We start from the raw sequence: 16451 nt of genomic DNA, 5'->3' as shown, positions 1-16451 counted from the left end.
CAGACAATCACGGACGGCGGGGGACGGAGGCGCCGCGCCCGGCGTCGACACCCGGTCACGTCTCTCGCTGATCTCCGTCACGTTCCGCGCCGAACCCGCCCGCGCGGGCCGGTTCAGACGAGCGCGTCGACGTCGACGTGGTCGTCGAGCAACTCGGCCATCCGGTCGACCGTGCGGACGTCACGGGTGCGGCCGCCGCGGACGATCTCCTCGGCGCGATCGATGGCCGTGACCGTGTCGGTGTTCACCGCGAGGACGGGTTTGCCGCCGTCCGCGGCCTTGCCAAGCACCGCGCCGGAGGGCCGGTGCCCGCCCGTGAGGACGAGGCAAGCGACTCCGGAGGCGTCGAGCGCCGCGGTCTGGACGTCCGCGCGGTCGCCGCCGGTGATGACGGCGGCGTCGCGGGCGCGCCGGAAGTACCGCAGCGCCTCGTCGCCGCCCATCGCGCCGACGAGGAAGCGCTCGACGAAGGCGTCGGTGGGCGCGTCGGTGAGGAGCTCCGCGCCGAGCTCGTCCGCGAGCTCGCCGACCGTGACGCCCGCGAGCTCCTTCTCGTACGGGAGCGCGCCGAACACGGTGATCCCCTTCGACTCGAGGAACGGGATGCCGTCCTGGTCGAGCGACTCGAAGGCGTCGTCGGACACCTTGTTGAACACGACGCCGGCGAGGCGGTCGCCGAACGCGTCGGCGGCCGCCAGCACCTCGTCTAAGTCGTTCGGCGAGCCGTACTCGGCGACGAGGACGACGTTCGCGTCGAGCAGCTCTGCCACGTCGACGTCGGTGAGGTCGACGACGCCGCCGGTGGTCCAGCTGCCGCCGCCCTCGACGAACACTCGGTCGTGGTCGGCCGCGATGCCGTCGTACTCCTCGCTGATGCGGTCGCGCAGGGCCTCGGAGTCCTCGGTGCCGCGGATCGCTCCCTCGACGAACGTCGGCGAGTAGACGACGGGCTCCATCTGGTGCATCTCGGCGTCCAGGCCGAGCACCTCGCGGGCGAGCATCGGGTCCTGGTCGAGCGTCTTGCCGACGTTCGACTGGAGTCGGGTCCCCTTCGGTTTCATGTAGCCGACGCTGCGGTCGCGGTCGGCGGCGAGCCGCGCGAGGGCGACGGTGATCGCTGTCTTTCCGGCGCTGTCTCCGGTCGCGGTGACGAGTGTGGTGGGTGTGTCAGTCATTGGTGGGTTCCTCCGCGTCGAGCGGCTGCTGTTCGGTCGCTGGAGCGTCGAGTGCCTCCGGGTCGACGGTGAGTCTCACGTCGACGGCGGCGGCGTTCGTGCCGCCGTCGTCGTCGGGCAGTGCGACGAGGGGGTTGATGTCGAGTTCGAGGATGGCCGGGAAGTCGGTGACCAGCTGCGAGAGTCGGCCGATCGTCTCGGTCACGGCGCCGACGTCGACCGGGTCGCGGCCGCGCGCGCCCCGGAGCAGGGGCGCCGACTGGATCTCTTCGGTCATCTCGCGGGCCTCGGGCTCGGAGACGGGCGCGACGCGGAAGGTGGTGTCTTCCATCACCTCAACGAAGATGCCGCCCAGCCCGAACATCAGCAGCGGCCCGAACTGCGGGTCGCGGTTCATGCCGACAATCGTCTCGACGCCGTCGTCGAGGTCGACCATCTCCTGTACCTGAACGCCGAGGACGGTCGCGTCCGGCTGGTAGTTGCGGGCGCGGGTGATGAGGTCCTCGTAGGTGTCCGCCACGTCGTCGTCCGCGACGCCGACGGCGACGCCGCCGATGTCGGACTTGTGGAGGATGTCCGGCGAGACGATCTTCATCACCACGTCGCCGTCGACGCTCTCGGCGACCTCGCGGGCGCGGGCGGGGGAGTCGACGATCTCGCCGTCCGGCGTGGGGATCCCGTACGCGTCGAGCAGTTCCATCGCCTCGACGCCGAGGCGGTTGTCGTCGCGGTCGCGCACCGAGCCGAGGATCTCGCGGGCGCGCTCGCGGTCGACGTCGAACGACATCGGGTCGGCGTACTCCCGTCGCTTGATGTCGCGGTAGGTCGCGAGCGTCGCGAGGCTGTCGATGGCGCGGGCGGGATCGAAGTAGCAGGGGATCCCGCGCGACTGGAGCTGCTGTTTCGGCTCGCGGGTCCGGTCGCCGCCCATCAGGCAGGCGGCGACGGGCGCGTCCATCTCGTCGCTCACGTCGGTGATCGCGTCCGCCAGCTCGTCGAAGTCGATCGTCGCCGTCGGTGCGGCCAACACGAGGGCGGCGCCAACGTTGTCGTCCTCGACGGTGATCTCGAGCGCCTCGCGGAACCGGTCGACGTCGGCGTCGCCGATCACGTCGACCGGGTTGTGGATGTTCGCCTCCTCGGGCATCGACTCGGCGAGCGCGTCGCTCGTCTCGCGGGTGAACGACGCCATGTCGAGGTCGGCGTCGCCGACCGCGTCGGTCGCCATCACGCCGGGGCCGCCGGCGTTCGTGACGATGGCGACGCTGTCGGTGTCGGGCAGCGGCTGGCTCCCGAGGATGCCCGCCGAGTCGAACAGCTCGTCGACCGACTCCGCCCGGATGACGCCGGCCTGGTCGAGGCCGGCCTCGTACGCCTTGTCGGAGCCCGCGAGCGTGCCGGTGTGCGAGGAGGCCGCCTGCGCGCCGGCACTCGTCCGGCCGGACTTCACGGCGACGATAGGCGTGTCTTGGGTCGTCTCGCGGGCGGTCTCGATGAACTCGCGACCGTCTTCGATTCCCTCGAGGTAGCCGATGATCACGTCGGTCTCCTCGTCCGACCCCCAGTGGTCGACGAAGTCCGTCTCGTCTAAGACGGCCTTGTTGCCGAGGGAGACGACGTCTTTGAAGCCGATCTCGTTGTCGTTGGCCCAGTCGAGAACCGCGGTGACGAACGCCCCGGACTGGCTCATAAAGGAGAGCCCGCCCGGGAGGGCGTTTTCGGGGCCGAACGTGGCGTTCATGCCCGAGGGAGTCGACATGATCCCCAGGCTGTTTGGGCCGACGACGTTGAGGTCGTACTCGTCGGCTAGCTCCGCGAGGCGACGCTCCCTCGCCGCTCCGTCCTCTCCCGTCTCGCCGAACCCGGCGGTGATCACGACGACGTTACGGACCCCCGCCTCGCCGCACGCCTCGATGGCGTCTAACACGATCGAGGGGGGGACGACGACGACGGCGACGTCGGCGTCCGCGTCGGCGACGTCGTCGACACAGGGCGTGTCGAGCACCTCGTCGTAGTTCGGATTGACGGGGACCGTGTCGCCGGCGAAGTCGTCGAGGAGGTTCGACGTGACCGCGCGGCCGACCGCGCCCTCGCGGGCGGTCGCGCCGACGACGGCGACCCGATCCGGGTCGAACAGCTCGTTGAGCGTACCCATCAACGTGTGAGTACGCGAAGCGTCGGCTTAAGATCGGTGGGATGTTGTTCGGAATCGGAGTCAACGGTGAACGATCGATCGGGTTCCGGTCACTCGTCGATCGATTCCGAGTACGGGTCCCGGGGAACGCCGTAGGTCGCGGCGGCGTCGTCGGGCGCTTCGTTCGGGACGGGGTCAGAGCCCGTGACCGGCGCCCCGCCGTCCGCCTCGGCCGGGCCGACCGCAACCCCGCCGGGGTCGCCCCACGTTCCGCCCGGGGGCGTCGACTCGCAGTCGGCGTCCGGCACGCTGATCGTCACCGCGTTCCCGTCGTCGCCGGAGTCGAACGTCAGGTCGCCGCCCGAGCGGTCGGCGATCCAGTAGACGAGCCACAGCCCCATCCCGCCGGTGTGCGTCAAGTCGTCCATCTCCCAGCGGTCGGTGATCGGGTTACGCTCCTCCGCGGGGATCGGCGGCGCGTTGTCCCGGACGGTGATCTCGACACGCGCGGCCGGCGCGGTGACCTCGACCGCCACCTCCGGGGCCGCCTCCGCGTGTTCGACCGCGTTCTCGACCAGCTCCGCGATCGCGTAGTCCAGCTCGGGGTGGGTGAACGCCCGGAGGTCGTCGGGACAGCAGACAGACACCTCGGCGGCGGCCGCGTCGGCGTCGGCGAGCGCGCTATCGACTGCGGTCTCGACGAGCGACGCGACCCGGAGCGGCTTCGGCGGCTCCTTCCGACGGAGCAGGTCGATCACGCCGCGCTGCTTCTCGGCCGAGGTCAACAGGTCGTCGGCGACGCGCCGGATCGTCTCCGCGTGGTCAACCAGATCGGTGGCGAGGCCGGCCGCGTCGTCGATCGGGGCGTCCGCCGCGCGGAGCGCGTCGTCCACGCGGGTCGCGATCTGCTCGGCGGTGCCGTCGACGATGTTCATGTCGTTGCGGATCGTGTGGCGCAGCAGGTTGTCCATCACCGTGAGCTGGCGCTTCCGGCGGTACTCGTCGGTGACGTCGCGGGCGAAGCCGGTGATCGCGACGACCGTGTCGTCCTCGACGACCGGCCGGGCCGGCACTCGCACCCAGCGCATCCCCTCGTCGCCGGTGCCGATGCGGTAGTCGAGGTTCGTCGACTCGCCGGCCGAGAGCCGCTGCATCGCGTCCTCGACCGCCGGGCGGTCGTCCGGATGGACTACCTCAAGGAAGGCCTGTGGCCGTTCGCGCAGCTTCTCTCGGGAGATCCCGTACACCGGTTTCGCCGCCTCGTTGACGAACAACAGCTCGCTCCAGTCGGCGGTGAACATCCACAGCACGTCCGGCGAGGTGGACGCGATCGTCTCCAGCCGCCGACGGGATTCGACCTCGAGCGTGACGTCGCGGGAGCTCAGCGCGTAGCCGTCGAGCCCGGTCTCGCTCGGCGGGAACACGCGGGTCCGGACCCACACCCAGTCGTCGTCGGCGGTGCGGTACCGGTACTCCATCGGGGCGTCGGGCGGCTCGCCGTCGACGAGGAGCGTCTCGAACGCCGCGAGGACGCGGTCGGCGTCGTCGGGATGGATCAGCTCGAACGCGTTCGTCCCGACGAGCTCCTCGGGGTCGTAGCCGAGGAGGTCGCGCGTGGCGGCGTTGAGATACTGGAACCGGCCCGTCTCGTCGATCACCGTGACCTTGTCCTGCGAGAGGTCGAGCAGGATCTCGGGCGCCGGTGATCGTGGCATACGGAATACCTGCGAAAGCGAGAATATAATACTGTCCGCGCGATTATCAGGGCCGAAAATGAACGATCGGTACAGACGCGCGTGTCCTGCTCCCGCCGGCAGTCAGCGAGCGGGGGCGCCCCAGTCGATCGGAATCAGCACCGGAGCGCGGCGGACCGCGGTCGAGCGGGGCAGGGCGGGGCGGCTCAGTCGGCCGAGACGCCGGGGGCGTCGATCGCGGCGGCCAGGGGGTCGGCCCCTTCGCGGTCGACTGTGAGGGAGACGCCCTCGTCGTCGATTTCGATCGCGGCGTCGGCGGCGTCACGGACGTACTCTGCGGCGTGGTCGCCGTCGGGGTCGAAGCGGACGCCCTCGGCGAGCAGGGGCGTCTCGCTCAGCAGCTCCACCTTCCGGTAGGCGGTCGAGAGCGCGATGTCGCAGGCCTCGGCGAGCTCACTCGTCGTCTTCGGCGTCGCCGCAGCCGCGAGGATCGCTCGACAGTCGGCGTCGGCGAGCGCCTCGAACGTCGCGTCGAGCGCCGCGTCTCCCTCGGTCGTCGTCGTCGTCGCGTCGTTCGTCCGCGGGGGGCGTTTCATATCTATACGTACCGGCTCCACCCACCCGAACGGTGACCCATCATATGCGGGGCGTTTTATACCGGATCGCGCGCCCGCCAACGTTTTTGCCCGGGACGGGTAGGGACGAACGAGATGGGATCGGGAATCCGGGCGGAGGTCTCGCTGCCAGCGGCGGCGCCGTCGCCGTTCGACGGCGTCGTCGACGGCGCGGCGACGGTCGCCGAGATCGAGCGCTGTACGCCCCCGGACGACGCCGAGCGCGTCGTGATCGAGTTCATCGCGGACGCCGACCTCTCGGTTCCCGAGGGGGTCGAGGTCGTGTTCGACTACGGCGGGCGGGCCGCGTACCGGTTCGACGCGGCCGTCGATCCGGACTCGCCGTTCGCCGTCCTCGACCGCCACGAGACGCCCCTCTCGGAGGCGGTGATCCGCGACGGGCGGCTCCGGCTCACCTTCCACGCGACCGACCTGCCGACGCTGCGGTCGGTGTTGGAGGCGTTCCGCGACCGGTGTCCAGACATGGAGGTGCTCCGACTGCTTCAGTCGACGACGACGCCGACGGAGACGGACCTGGTCACGGTCGACCGGAGCGAGCTGACCGAGCGGCAGCGCGAGGTGCTCGCAGCCGCCTACGAGGCGGGCTACTTCGATCACCCCAAGGGGGCCAACGCCGGTGAGGTCGCCAAGTCGCTCGGCATCGGCCGGTCGACGTTCACCGAGCACGTCGCGGCCGCCCAGCGGAAGCTGTTCGGGTCGCTGCTGGATTGACCGTGTTCCGAAGCCGCGAGAATCCGCGGCCGGTTTGATGAGCGTGGGTGGCGTACCCACAGCTATGACGGGGCGATCCACCCACACCTTCGTCTGCCCGGAGTGTCGGCGCTCGATCGAGGTGGACGACGCGATGCGCGCGACGCTGCTCGAGACGGGCTGTGTCGTCTGCGGCGCGCCGGTCACCCAGGAGGACATCGGCGAGGCGCCGACAGTCGGCTGATCGGTCGCGAAGCGATCGCCCCGCGATCCCCGCCTGCGGTGTCGCGTCGCCGCGTCCCCGTTCTCGACCCCGCGTCGCCTCGTCGCCGCGTCCACCCGCGTCGCGCCGCCCGTACTGTCTCGTTTCCTTTATCACCACGTACGCGGAAGGGCGGGTATGCCGACGAACAGCGAGGTCGAGATGTCGCCGGCCGAGGTGGACGCACACCTGTCGCGCCACGAGACGGGCGTCCTCGCGCTCGCGCGCGACGACGCGCCGTACGCGATCCCGATCTCTTACGGGTACGACGCCGACGACCGCGAGCTGTACCTCCGACTGGTGTCGACGCCCGACAGCGAGAAGCGCGAGTTCCTCGCGTCGACGCCGCAGGCCCGCGTGGTCGTCTACGCCGACGACGACGACGAGTACGCGAGCGTCGTCGGCGTCGGCGCGCTAAAACGGGTCGACATCGAGGAGCTCACCCCCGAGACGATCGCGCAGTACGGGGAGACGCAGCGCCCCCTCTTCGAGATCTGGGCCGACGACAAGCCGGACCTCGACATCGAGCTCTACCGGTTCGCCCCCGAGAAGCTGACCGGGCGGACGGTCGTCGTTGAGCGCGACGAGACGTAAGAGGGGCGCACCGCCGGGCGTTTGCTCGCGGTCGCGGGGAGTACCTCGGGCCGTGTCAGCGACACCACAAACTTATGCCGGTCGCGTCGCGACTCCCGCTGAGCGACGACTGACGCAATTATGAACGGAACGCGCCCCGACGACACCGCTCGCTCGCGAGTCGCGACCCTCCTCGACCGCCTCTCGACCGCGCTGGCCGCGCGGGTCGCGGTCGACCGACGCGCGCTCGCGGCCTTCCGAATCGGCCTCGGGGCGGTATTACTCGCCGATCTCGCGGCGCGGTCGCGGTCGCTGACCGCCTTCTACACCGATGCCGGCGTCCTCCCCCGGCGCGCGCTGTTCGCGGACTACGTGGGGACGCTTTCGGTCCACGCCCTCGTCGGCGAGCCGTGGGCCGTCGCGCTGGTGTTCGCCGTCGCGGGCGTGGCCGCCCTGGCGCTGTGCGTCGGCTACCGGACCCGGCTCGCGACCGCGGTCTCGTGGCTGCTGCTGCTCTCCCTCCACGCCCGCAATCCGATGGTGTTGAACGCGGGCGACGACCTGCTCCTCGCGCTGTTGTTCTGGAGCCTCTTTCTCCCGCTCGGCGCGCGCTGGTCCGTCGACGCCGTCAGGGGGGCAGACGCGCGGAATGGAGGAGCGGAGGGGACCGACCCCGCAACCGAGGGCGACGCCGGAGCCCCGGCGCTGAGCGCGACCGAGACCGCGGTGGCGAACGTCGCCACGATGGCGGTCCTCGCGCAGGTGTTGGTGATGTACCTGACGAATGCCGTCCACAAGTTCGAGAGCGAACTCTGGATGAGCGGCGAGGCGGTCGTGTACGTCATGCAGGCCGACCAGTTCAGCTACCTCCTCGGCAACTACCTCGCGGAGTTCAGTCTCCTCCTGCGCGTGTTCACGGTGTTGTGGGTGGTGCTACTCTTTGCGTCGCCGCTGTTGCTCCTGCTCACGGGGTTCCCGCGCGCCGTCCTCGCGTCGCTGTTCGTCGGAATGCACCTCGGGATGGCGGTCACGATCCGGGTCGGCCTCTTTCCGATCATCGTCGTCGTCGGGTTCCTCCCGTTCTTCCAGACTCCGATCTGGGACGCCATCGAACGTGTCGTCGACCGCCTGAACTGGGCGGGCGGGGTCGCGCGCTGGCGTGACCGGTGTGTCTCGCTGGCGCGACGCCTGAACGCGGTCGACGCCGCGCTCCCGCGACCGATCGGCGCGGAGCGGCTCGCCGCCCTCCAGAGCGGAGGTTTCGGCGGCGGGCTCGCTCGCGGGCGCGTCCTCTTCACCACGGTCCTCCCGTACGCGTTCCTCGTGTTGATCCTCTTGTCGAGCGCGGCGTCGGTCGGCTACGCCGAGGTGCCGGACCCCGCCGAGGACGCCTTGGACACCGTCGAGATGAGCCAGTCCTGGCAGATGTTCGCGCCCGACCCGATCCACACGACGCGCTGGGTCGTCGCGGTCGGCGCGCTCGAAGACGGGACCGAGCGGGACGTGTACCGCGACGCCGCGGTCAGCTTCGACCGGCCGGAACGCGCGGAGACCACCTATCGCACCTCGCGGTGGCGGAAGTACCTCAAGAACGTCGACGGCGCGGACAACGAGAACCACCGCTCGTACCTCGCGAACTACCTCTGTAGCGACTGGAACCGGACCCACGAGACGGACGTCGAGACCGTGACGATCTACCGGGGGTACGAGCGGACGAACCCCTACAACGGGACGGTCGAGGCCGCGAACGAGTACGAGCTGATCGAGTACGACTGCTCGGGCGAGTTCGTCCAGAACGAGTAGCGGTTCGGCGAGTCGATCCGGCTGCGGTCCGGTCGCGTGGAAGTCTCGGTAATCTCGAGGCGGCCGTCATGGGGACGCGAAGCGAGTCGTCGGGGGAGCGATGTCACCTACGAGGAGGACCAGAACGGGTTCACAACCAGTTCGCGACGCGACGTCACCGCAACGGGATCGGCGGTCGAGACGACGCGGTCGTTGCTCGGGGTCGAAACGGGCACGGGCGTGGTGGCGGTCGAATCCAGTCCCAGACAGTGAGTGACACGAGCTACTCGACAGGGAGAAGTACGCTCGGTGAGCTGTTTGTCGGCAGTATAAGGCCCGCACCAGCACGGAGCTGGAAGCGGTCCTTACTGTCACGTCAAGATGTCAGCCTCCCAGACCAGAGGCCTTCACCGTGGATTACTAGCCACCGCCACAGTAGAGTACTGATAGCAAGTGCCAAGCCGGCCATCAGACGTGTATTCGTGACAGTAGCTAGCATACACGTGTTACCATTCGACGTACTTCAAGCTATCTTGTCACACGAATGTTTCCACCTCACGCTGGCGTGTCCGGCCCTGAGAGAGCGTTCGACCCGATTCAGAGAGCAGATGGTGGAGGCTCGTCGAATCGGCTAAAAAAGTGGTCGGCACGACAGCGGCGGAAAGCTGGACCGCCCGCAGATTACCAAGAAGCGTGTCCCTGGTTCAACGGTGGGACGGGGTCGACGACAGCTCGACATCCGTTCCACCGGGCTGGTACCGTTCCCAGAGGAGAACGGCAGGGGGGAGCGCAACGATCGTGAAGACGAACGAGTAGATCACGCTGAGAGCCATGAGCAGCCCGAAGTCCCCGAGAACGGGCGTGATCGCGAGCGCGAGCGCACCGGTACCGAGCGACGTGGTGAGCATACTGCCCAGCAGCGCGCCGCCGGTCCCGGAGAACGTGATGACCATCGACGTGAGCGCGTCCCCGTTCTCGTTGTACTCGTCGATGAACCGGTGCGTCGCGTGAACGGAGTACGCGATCCCGAGTCCGATTGAGATCGACAGGATCGTCGCTGTCAACGCGTTGAGCGAGAGCCCGAGTGCGCGCATCGTCCCGAGGAGGAAGGCGATCGCGATCGCGATCGGGAACAGGTTGACGATCCCGATCAGTGGTTTCCCCTCTAACACGCCGTAGGCGACGACGAGGAAGACCCCGGTGAGGCCCATCGCGAGGATCAGCCCTTGGATCGCGGAGTTGAAGATGATGTCCGTGATCGCAGCGAACACCACGAGCTGCCCGGTCGCGGTCGCCTCGAGCCGGAAGTCCTCGGCGAACTGGCGGGCGTCGGCCGCGGCTTCGCTTTGGCTCGCGCTCGAGTCGATGGCGTAGTCGATCTGCGCGTTTCGCCGGTCGGGCGTGAGGTACTGTTCCGCCCGGTCACCGGCCGGTGACGCGAACAGCTCGTCGTAGATGCGTTCCAGGTTACGGTCCGGAACACCGTTGCCGTCGACGTCGCTCCGGGCGACGAGACGGGCAAACTCCGGGTCTCGCGCGGCCTGCGACTGAATCACGGTGATGATGCTCGTCGGGCGAGCGCGGCCACCGTCAGCGACGCCGAGCGTGCCGGGCGGATCCGCGTTCGGGGCGGCGATCGCTTCGAGCGCGTGATCCTCTTCGAAGTTCCCCTCGACGTATATCTTCACGGACTGGTCTTGGCTGGTCGAGAAGCGGTCCTCCAGCAGCGAGATCGTTTCCGTAACGGTGTACTCGCTTGGCGCGAACGGCCCGGGGAGCGCAGTGACGTACTCGGGGAGTTCCTCCGGCGGGAGGAAGTCCTCGGTCTCGAAGGAGGTGTCGACGCCGCTACCGTAAGCCGTCGCCATCCCACCCGAGATGAGCAGAAGGATGACGAGCGCGATCGGCGCGTACTGGCTGATCTGTGTCGGGAAGCTGAGTAGCTTGCCGAGCGTCGAATCACTCGAGGAGATGGGCGCGGAGTTGAACTCCGGCACACCGTACGCGTCGCGGAGTTTGTCGACCTCGAGCTTCGCCGCCGGCAGGAACAGCCCGAAGATCAGGAACGTGAAGACGATCCCGATCGCCGAGGCGATGCCGAGGTCGCGGATCGGGCCAAGATCGGAGATGACGTTGGCACCGAATCCGAACACCGTCGTAGCGGTGACGATGATGAACGCGATCATCAGCTGGTTGTTCGCCTCCCGCATCGCCTCGATGGCGCTGTACCCCTTGGCGGTCTCCTCGCGGTACCGGTTGATGATGTGGATCCCGAAGTCGACCCCGACGGCGAGCAACAACACTGGGACGGCGATCAGCTGTTGGCTGAACGGAATCCCGGAGTAGCCGAGGAAGCCGAACGTCCACACGACGGTCATCAGCAGGGACAGAAGCCCCAGAGACAGGTCGATCGGGTCCCGATACGCGACCACGAGGAATATCAGCAGCAGCAGCACGACGACCGGCATCACGATCGTGAGCGAGTCGCCGATGACGTTCGCCGTTTCGGCGTTCGTCACGCCGGTGCCGAAGGCGCGGATGTCGCTCGGGTAGTCTTCCGCGATCGACTGAACGGTCGTCTGGAGTTCCTGAAGTCCCGAGAAGCCGGCCGGCACGTCGTGTGACACGACAGTGATCGACGCCGACGCGCTCACAGCGGTCGGATTGAAGTCGGTCGACACCGCGCGGCTAAACTGCGGGTTCTCGGACAGCTGCTGAACCGTCTGGCGGACCGTCGTCGGACTCGCCGCCTCGAGCGCGCGCCGCTTCTCGGTGATCGTCGTCGCGGACGGGTCGATCGCGCTCGCGACGACCATCGCCGGACCATTCGCCGACGCAACTCGCAGGTCGTCCCGTTGTGAGAGGTCCTCGAGTAGCCGCAGCTCGCGCGTGAGTTCCTCCTTTGTGAGGACGTTGCCGCCGGTGTGGACGAGTTGAGTCGACTCGCTGTCGGCTTCGAACGGGTCGTCGAACTCCTGGTTGACCGCGTCGAGTGCTTCCTGTTCGGCGAGCCCCTCAGTGAACGCATCTGTCGCCCCAGTGTCGGTGCTGACGAGTCCGATGCCACCGGCAAACACCGCAGTAAGCACGAGGAACGCGACAATCACCTGTCGCGGTCGGTCGACGATGGCGTCGTTGAGCCGGCGGATGCCCGCCTCGATCCGATCACTGAGCGACATCAGTTACTGCCGCCTCCGGTAGACGATCAACCCGCCGGTGCCCACCACGAGTGCGGCGAGGAGGATGACCGGGAGCGGAAGCCCGCCGCTCTCGCTGGCGGTCACCTCGATCGGCACCCGGTAGGTGTCCGAGAGCTGGCTGTCACCGTCGACGTCGTCGTACCGGAAGTCGAGCGAGATTGGGTAGGTGCTCCCGGGCGTGGCCGAGTCCTTCGTGGAGAGTTCGAACGTCATCGTCGTCGACTCACCGGCACCGAGCGACTGGACGTACCCGGTGTCGGTGTCGCCGGTCTCAAGCGGATCGTTCGCGAACAGCCTCGCTTCGAGGTCGCTCGCGGGCTCGCCGAGCTCGTTCGTCACGGTCACCTCGACGGTCCGCGTCCCGCCGGCATCGATGCTGCGGTTTTCGACGGCAACGCTGAAGCTGTCACGCTCCGGAGCGACCCCGGCGTTCACGACGACGTCGCTGTAGGCGCGGGTCGCGCCCTCGTCGTTGCGATACGTGACCGCGACGTCGATCGTTCGGAGTCCCGGCTCGGCCGTACCGCCGACGGAGAGCGGCAGTGTAAAGCTCGTCGACTCACCGGAGTCGAGCGATCCGACCGCCGCAGTCTGTTCGATGGGGATGAGATTCCCGGCGGTGTCGGCGTACTGGATGACGACGTTGTCTGCCGCGACGGGCCCGGTGTTCTCCACGGTCCCAGTGAGTTCTCCGTCTTCGCCGACGCGGAGCGTCGACTCGACGTCTTCGATCGCGAACGTCTGTTCGCTGAGGGGTGTCACGCCCGCGGAGAGCCCCTGATCAGCCCGCGGAATTCCGTCAGGTGTCTCGAACGACACCTGTCCGGAGAGCGCGTACTCACGGATCGGGGCCGTCGGCGTGAACGAGACGTCGTACGGAACAGTGACCTCTTCACCCGGCGCAATCGACCCGACCAGCGCCGCGTCCGAGGCGCGCTGTCCGAGCGCGAGGCCGGAACTCGACGATTCGAGCGCCACGGTGGCGTCGTACGCAGCGGTCGCGCCGACGTTTTTGATCGTCGCGTCGAGCGTCCCTCGGTCGCCGACTTGGGCGTCGGTCGTGACGTCGACGATCCGGAACCGAGCGTCGTTGCTCACTTCGACGTCGACGTCAGCGGAAACCGTCTCTGTCAGGTCGTAGCTAACGCTACCAGACAACTGAGATGTGTACGAGTACTCTAACTCAACTTCAAGTTCATACTTGCCTGGTTCAGTCCCATTCGGTACGGTTACCCCAATCGGCACTTCTCGAGGTCTCGTTTCCGTCACCGCGCCTAATGCGAGCGTTCCGGTCTCGACAGTAAGCGGCGAGTCATCAGCCTCGGCGCTCAGCCGAACGTTTCGGGCGGTCGTCACGGCCTCACGGGTTTGTGGAGTTCCGATGTCGACCTGCCCATCGTTGACTACCTGAAGTGTCACTTGATTGGTTCGTCCCACGGTAACCTCGGGCTGTGCGAGTACAACAGACAGATCCGGGGAGCCACGAACCCGACCCGCAGCCTGTGACTGCGCAGAGGGCCCTATCGGCGATGCCGCCGAGAGGTCGGTCGTGGTGGCGTCACCAGCCGCTGAACTCGATGGTGCCAAGGCAGCGGCGGCCCCGACAGTACCGCTCGTGAGCATCAGCGTGGTCACGAAGATGGTGAAGATCGACTCCCGGTTCATCGGGGCGACCCCACTGTTCGGCAACCAGTCGGCGTGTGCGGTACAGCGCGCAATGTAGCTAGCTTCTCGTCGGAATATTTCATTCGGTGTGTACTCAACTAAGCTCCCACGAATTCATAAACGTATTGTTTCTAGACTTCTAAACCACAATCGATGAAGACAAATCAGTCGACAGATTGGGTCGGAATAGGAAGCCAATGAGTCGATTTACTGACCGCGATAGAGAGCGAATCCGCTCACAGTTAATTGAGGCCGGCCAAGAGCTATTCACACAGTTCGGCTTCGAACGGACCCGTGTTAGTGACCTAACGGAGGAGGTCGGGATTGGGACGAGTACGTTCTATCAGTTTTTTGATTCCAAGGAGGAACTGTATTTCAAGGTGCTTCTTGTGGAACGACAGCGACTCGAAGAGAAGATCGCTGATGCCGTTACGGTGGGAGAGACGCCGCGCGAAGAGGTGCGACTGTTTCTGGAGACGACACTCGACGAGGTCCAAGCGAACCCGCTTATCTCGGCGTTGATCGTCGACGGTGAGTTGCGAACGCTCCAAGATCAACTCGAGGAGTTGGACATCGAGGGAGCGTTCACCGAACCACGACCAGATGGGCCAGACCTCCCGTTTACGAAACGGTGGGCGCAACTCGAGACGTTCCGCTACGATGATCCAGAGCTCATTGACCGGTTGCTCATCTCGCTTGTGTTCACAGTCCGATCGCGGAATGCGCCCGTTGGGACAGACGGCGAGGTCGAGTACGCCCAAGTGGAGGATGCGCTCATCGAGACGATCGTCGACGGGTTGTTCGAAGAGTGAGTTGCGGTAACTGAATTCTCGATCGAGACACTCGGGAAGCGTCGAGCGGAACACACGTTCAAGAGAGTAGTCTTCGGATAACGGATCGGTAGCTCCGCACGCAGCCAGCGTGGCTACTGCGGAGAACCGATTAGAGTAGTGACTGTTTGGAATACATCGGTGCTGAGAACGGACGAACGCGGTCACAAAGCGACACTGCGAATTATTTAGCGTTTCTCCGGGCGGAGCGCTGTCACTCCCCAAGAAGAATACGTCGGATAAATGAAGACCGCGTGTAGGTCGGCCCGCGAGGGCCGATAGTTGCGAGCTACGGGTCGCGACCGTCAGGCAACGATGTTACTCGTTGCGGCGGGTCGCGAGCAGCGCAGCGGCGATGAGCGCGACGAGTGCGACGAGCGCACCGAAGCCGGGCGTGCCGTCCTCGGTCTCGCCGTCGGAGCCGTCGGATCCGTCACTACCGTCGGAACCGTCGGAGCCGTCAGAGCCATCGGAGCCGTCGGAACCGTCACTACCGTCGGAACCATCGGACCCGTCGCTACTGTCGGAGCCGTCGGACCCGTCATCCGCGGCTTCGAGGGTGAGCGTGGCCGTCTGCTCGTCGTCGTCCGTGAAGACGCCGTGCTCGTAGTCACCAGCCTCAAGACCGGACGTGTCGACGTCCGCGAACTCGACGGTGGTGCTGTTGCCGGCACCGAGTGTCACGTCCTGACTGGCGACCGCGTCACCGCCGACGCGGAACTCGACAGTCTGGGTGGCCTCGGCGTTACCGGTGTTCTCGACCGTGGCCGTGATGGTCAGCGCGTCGCCGACCGTCGCGGTCACGTCCTGCGGGTTCAGCTCGGAGACCGCGAAGTTCGCGGACTCTTCGACCGCATCAACGACCGTGCTGTCAACGGACGGGTTGTCGCTCAGGCCCGACTGCCGGACCGAGATCGTGTACTCGTCGTCGACGTTCGTATCGCTGAAGTCGAACTCGGCCTCCCACGTGCCATCAGTCTGGATGCGCACGTTCTCGACCGTCTTGACGAACGACGGGCTCGTGCCGGAGTCCGAGCGAACGTTAACATTCACTTCGGTACCGGGCGCGACGTTCGACGTACCCGAGACGACCTGACCCTCAGCGTTCGAGACGTTGAACGGGTCCTGGTCGAACTCGAAGTCACGCTCTTCCACGCTGAACGTGGAGGTCACACTCTGGTAGTACTCGTTACGGAGCTCGTTGGTCGAGAGCGACGAAACGTCGCTGTCCGAGGGGTCCAGGAGCCGCTAGTCCTGAACACGGAAGCGCGCGTCGAACTCGTCACCGTCGGCCGCGACGGTGTCGTCGATGTCGTAGACAATGTAGATGTTGTCGGTCGTCGCGTTCGCGAAGACCGTCATGTTGCCCGTGATGTTGCTCTGAAGCTCAACAGGGTCCTGGTTGGCGGTCGTCGAGTCGTCGGTCTGCTGAACGCGGAGGTTCAGCGAGTTCTCGCCATCAATACCGTTAGGGTTGCCGAGCGCACCGTTGAGTGCGGCGGTTGCGTCATCCGTACTCTCGTTGTCGAGGAGACCAGAGAGGCCGTCGGCGCCAAGCTGGTGGATGACCTGGTCACCCTCGGCGACCGTGCTGGTCTGGGTGGCGTTGTTGTCTTCGATCTGGCTGGTCAGCTCTGCGAACACGTCTTCGTCATCGTCGTTGGCCGCGGTGACGATGTCGTCGACTGTGCTGTCAGAGGCCGTCCAGAGCTGCTGGGTGGGCTCGCTGCGATCTTCGATCACGAGCGTGCCGAGCGTGTCCGGGCTGTCCAGCGTGTCCGCGAAGTCAGTCGAGCTGCTCACGGACAGTG

14 protein-coding genes are annotated in these 16451 nt (G+C 66.8%); 6 read left to right on the top strand and 8 right to left on the bottom strand.

The window, feature by feature from the left end:
* Nucleotides 1-113: 113 nt before the first annotated feature.
* From ABNG04_RS07025 to ABNG04_RS07010, 4 genes are all read right to left on the bottom strand, one after another.
* Complete coding sequence (locus ABNG04_RS07025; RefSeq protein WP_371161258.1) at nt 114-1175, bottom strand: phosphotransacetylase family protein; 1062 nt, start codon at nt 1173-1175, stop codon at nt 114-116.
* Nucleotides 1168-3330 carry an acetate--CoA ligase family protein gene (locus tag ABNG04_RS07020; protein WP_371161256.1) on the bottom strand — a complete coding sequence of 721 codons (2163 nt, stop codon included), beginning with the start codon at nt 3328-3330 and terminating at the stop codon, nt 1168-1170. Before ABNG04_RS07020 ends, ABNG04_RS07025 begins: the two co-directional genes overlap by 8 nt.
* An 89-nt stretch (nt 3331-3419) precedes the next feature.
* Nucleotides 3420-5024, bottom strand: coding sequence for a PAS domain-containing sensor histidine kinase (locus ABNG04_RS07015; RefSeq protein WP_371161254.1), 1605 nt, complete (start codon nt 5022-5024; stop codon nt 3420-3422).
* A gap of 185 nt (nt 5025-5209) precedes the next feature.
* Nucleotides 5210-5599, bottom strand: a complete 390-nt coding sequence (locus tag ABNG04_RS07010; RefSeq protein ID WP_371161252.1) for a helix-turn-helix domain-containing protein — start codon at nt 5597-5599, stop codon at nt 5210-5212.
* A 114-nt stretch (nt 5600-5713) separates the two neighbouring features.
* On the opposite strand from ABNG04_RS07010, the gene ABNG04_RS07005 reads away from it, so the two are divergent.
* The 4 genes from ABNG04_RS07005 to ABNG04_RS06990 all read left to right on the top strand — a co-directional run bounded on the left by ABNG04_RS07005 (nt 5714) and on the right by ABNG04_RS06990 (nt 8966).
* A complete protein-coding gene (locus ABNG04_RS07005; protein WP_371161250.1) occupies nt 5714-6349 on the top strand; it encodes a helix-turn-helix domain-containing protein in 636 nt (211 codons plus the stop codon).
* A 64-nt stretch (nt 6350-6413) separates the two neighbouring features.
* Nucleotides 6414-6572, top strand: coding sequence for a DUF7560 family zinc ribbon protein (locus tag ABNG04_RS07000; RefSeq protein ID WP_371161249.1), 159 nt, complete (start codon nt 6414-6416; stop codon nt 6570-6572).
* A gap of 156 nt (nt 6573-6728) precedes the next feature.
* On the top strand, nt 6729-7184 hold the full coding sequence (locus tag ABNG04_RS06995) for a pyridoxamine 5'-phosphate oxidase family protein (protein ID WP_371161247.1): 456 nt from the start codon (nt 6729-6731) through the stop codon (nt 7182-7184).
* A gap of 120 nt (nt 7185-7304) precedes the next feature.
* A complete protein-coding gene (locus ABNG04_RS06990; RefSeq protein ID WP_371161245.1) occupies nt 7305-8966 on the top strand; it encodes an HTTM domain-containing protein in 1662 nt (553 codons plus the stop codon).
* A gap of 683 nt (nt 8967-9649) precedes the next feature.
* Here the strand turns inward: ABNG04_RS06990 and ABNG04_RS06985 are convergent.
* Together ABNG04_RS06985 and ABNG04_RS06980 are read right to left on the bottom strand one after the other, a co-directional pair.
* Nucleotides 9650-12124 carry an efflux RND transporter permease subunit gene (locus ABNG04_RS06985; RefSeq protein ID WP_371161244.1) on the bottom strand — a complete coding sequence of 825 codons (2475 nt, stop codon included), beginning with the start codon at nt 12122-12124 and terminating at the stop codon, nt 9650-9652.
* 3 nt (nt 12125-12127) lie between these two features.
* The gene (locus tag ABNG04_RS06980) at nt 12128-13243 is read right to left on the bottom strand and encodes a COG1361 S-layer family protein (RefSeq protein ID WP_371161242.1); all 1116 of its coding nucleotides are present in this window, start codon (nt 13241-13243) and stop codon (nt 12128-12130) included.
* Nucleotides 13244-13694: 451 nt separating this feature from the next.
* Here ABNG04_RS06980 and ABNG04_RS06975 point away from each other — a divergent pair, with 451 nt between their 5' ends.
* Nucleotides 13695-13868 (top strand): hypothetical protein, encoded by a 174-nt coding sequence (locus ABNG04_RS06975; protein WP_371161241.1) that lies wholly within the window; start codon nt 13695-13697, stop codon nt 13866-13868.
* 139 nt (nt 13869-14007) lie between these two features.
* Entirely contained in the window at nt 14008-14622 is a 615-nt protein-coding gene (locus ABNG04_RS06970; RefSeq protein ID WP_371161239.1) for a TetR/AcrR family transcriptional regulator, read from the top strand.
* 336 nt (nt 14623-14958) lie between these two features.
* On the opposite strand, the gene ABNG04_RS06965 is transcribed toward ABNG04_RS06970, so the two are convergent.
* Together ABNG04_RS06965 and ABNG04_RS06960 are read right to left on the bottom strand one after the other, a co-directional pair.
* Nucleotides 14959-15813 (bottom strand): BGTF surface domain-containing protein, encoded by an 855-nt coding sequence (locus ABNG04_RS06965; RefSeq protein ID WP_371161237.1) that lies wholly within the window; start codon nt 15811-15813, stop codon nt 14959-14961.
* 75 nt (nt 15814-15888) lie between these two features.
* Nucleotides 15889-16443 (bottom strand): hypothetical protein, encoded by a 555-nt coding sequence (locus ABNG04_RS06960; protein WP_371161235.1) that lies wholly within the window; start codon nt 16441-16443, stop codon nt 15889-15891.
* Between the last annotated feature and the right edge of the window lie 8 nt (nt 16444-16451).

It is taken from the genome of Halorubrum miltondacostae, from assembly GCF_041379815.1.
GTDB classification, from domain to species: Archaea; Halobacteriota; Halobacteria; order Halobacteriales; family Haloferacaceae; genus Halorubrum; species Halorubrum miltondacostae.
Note: the sequence above shows the minus strand (reverse complement) of the source record. Positions and strands in the feature narration are given on the sequence as shown.

What these genes read in the sequence shown, in the direction of transcription:
- ABNG04_RS06995 (WP_371161247.1), top strand. Translation starts at nt 6,729, where the DNA reads ATGCCGACGAACAGCGAGGTCGAGATGTCGCCGGCCGAGGTGGACGCA.
- ABNG04_RS06985 (WP_371161244.1), bottom strand. Translation starts at nt 12,124, where the DNA reads ATGTCGCTCAGTGATCGGATCGAGGCGGGCATCCGCCGGCTCAACGAC.
- ABNG04_RS07025 (WP_371161258.1), bottom strand. Translation starts at nt 1,175, where the DNA reads ATGACTGACACACCCACCACACTCGTCACCGCGACCGGAGACAGCGCC.
- ABNG04_RS07010 (WP_371161252.1), bottom strand. Translation starts at nt 5,599, where the DNA reads ATGAAACGCCCCCCGCGGACGAACGACGCGACGACGACGACGACCGAG.
- ABNG04_RS06990 (WP_371161245.1), top strand. Translation starts at nt 7,305, where the DNA reads ATGAACGGAACGCGCCCCGACGACACCGCTCGCTCGCGAGTCGCGACC.
- ABNG04_RS06970 (WP_371161239.1), top strand. Translation starts at nt 14,008, where the DNA reads ATGAGTCGATTTACTGACCGCGATAGAGAGCGAATCCGCTCACAGTTA.
- ABNG04_RS07020 (WP_371161256.1), bottom strand. Translation starts at nt 3,330, where the DNA reads ATGGGTACGCTCAACGAGCTGTTCGACCCGGATCGGGTCGCCGTCGTC.
- ABNG04_RS07015 (WP_371161254.1), bottom strand. Translation starts at nt 5,024, where the DNA reads ATGCCACGATCACCGGCGCCCGAGATCCTGCTCGACCTCTCGCAGGAC.
- ABNG04_RS07005 (WP_371161250.1), top strand. Translation starts at nt 5,714, where the DNA reads ATGGGATCGGGAATCCGGGCGGAGGTCTCGCTGCCAGCGGCGGCGCCG.
- ABNG04_RS07000 (WP_371161249.1), top strand. Translation starts at nt 6,414, where the DNA reads ATGACGGGGCGATCCACCCACACCTTCGTCTGCCCGGAGTGTCGGCGC.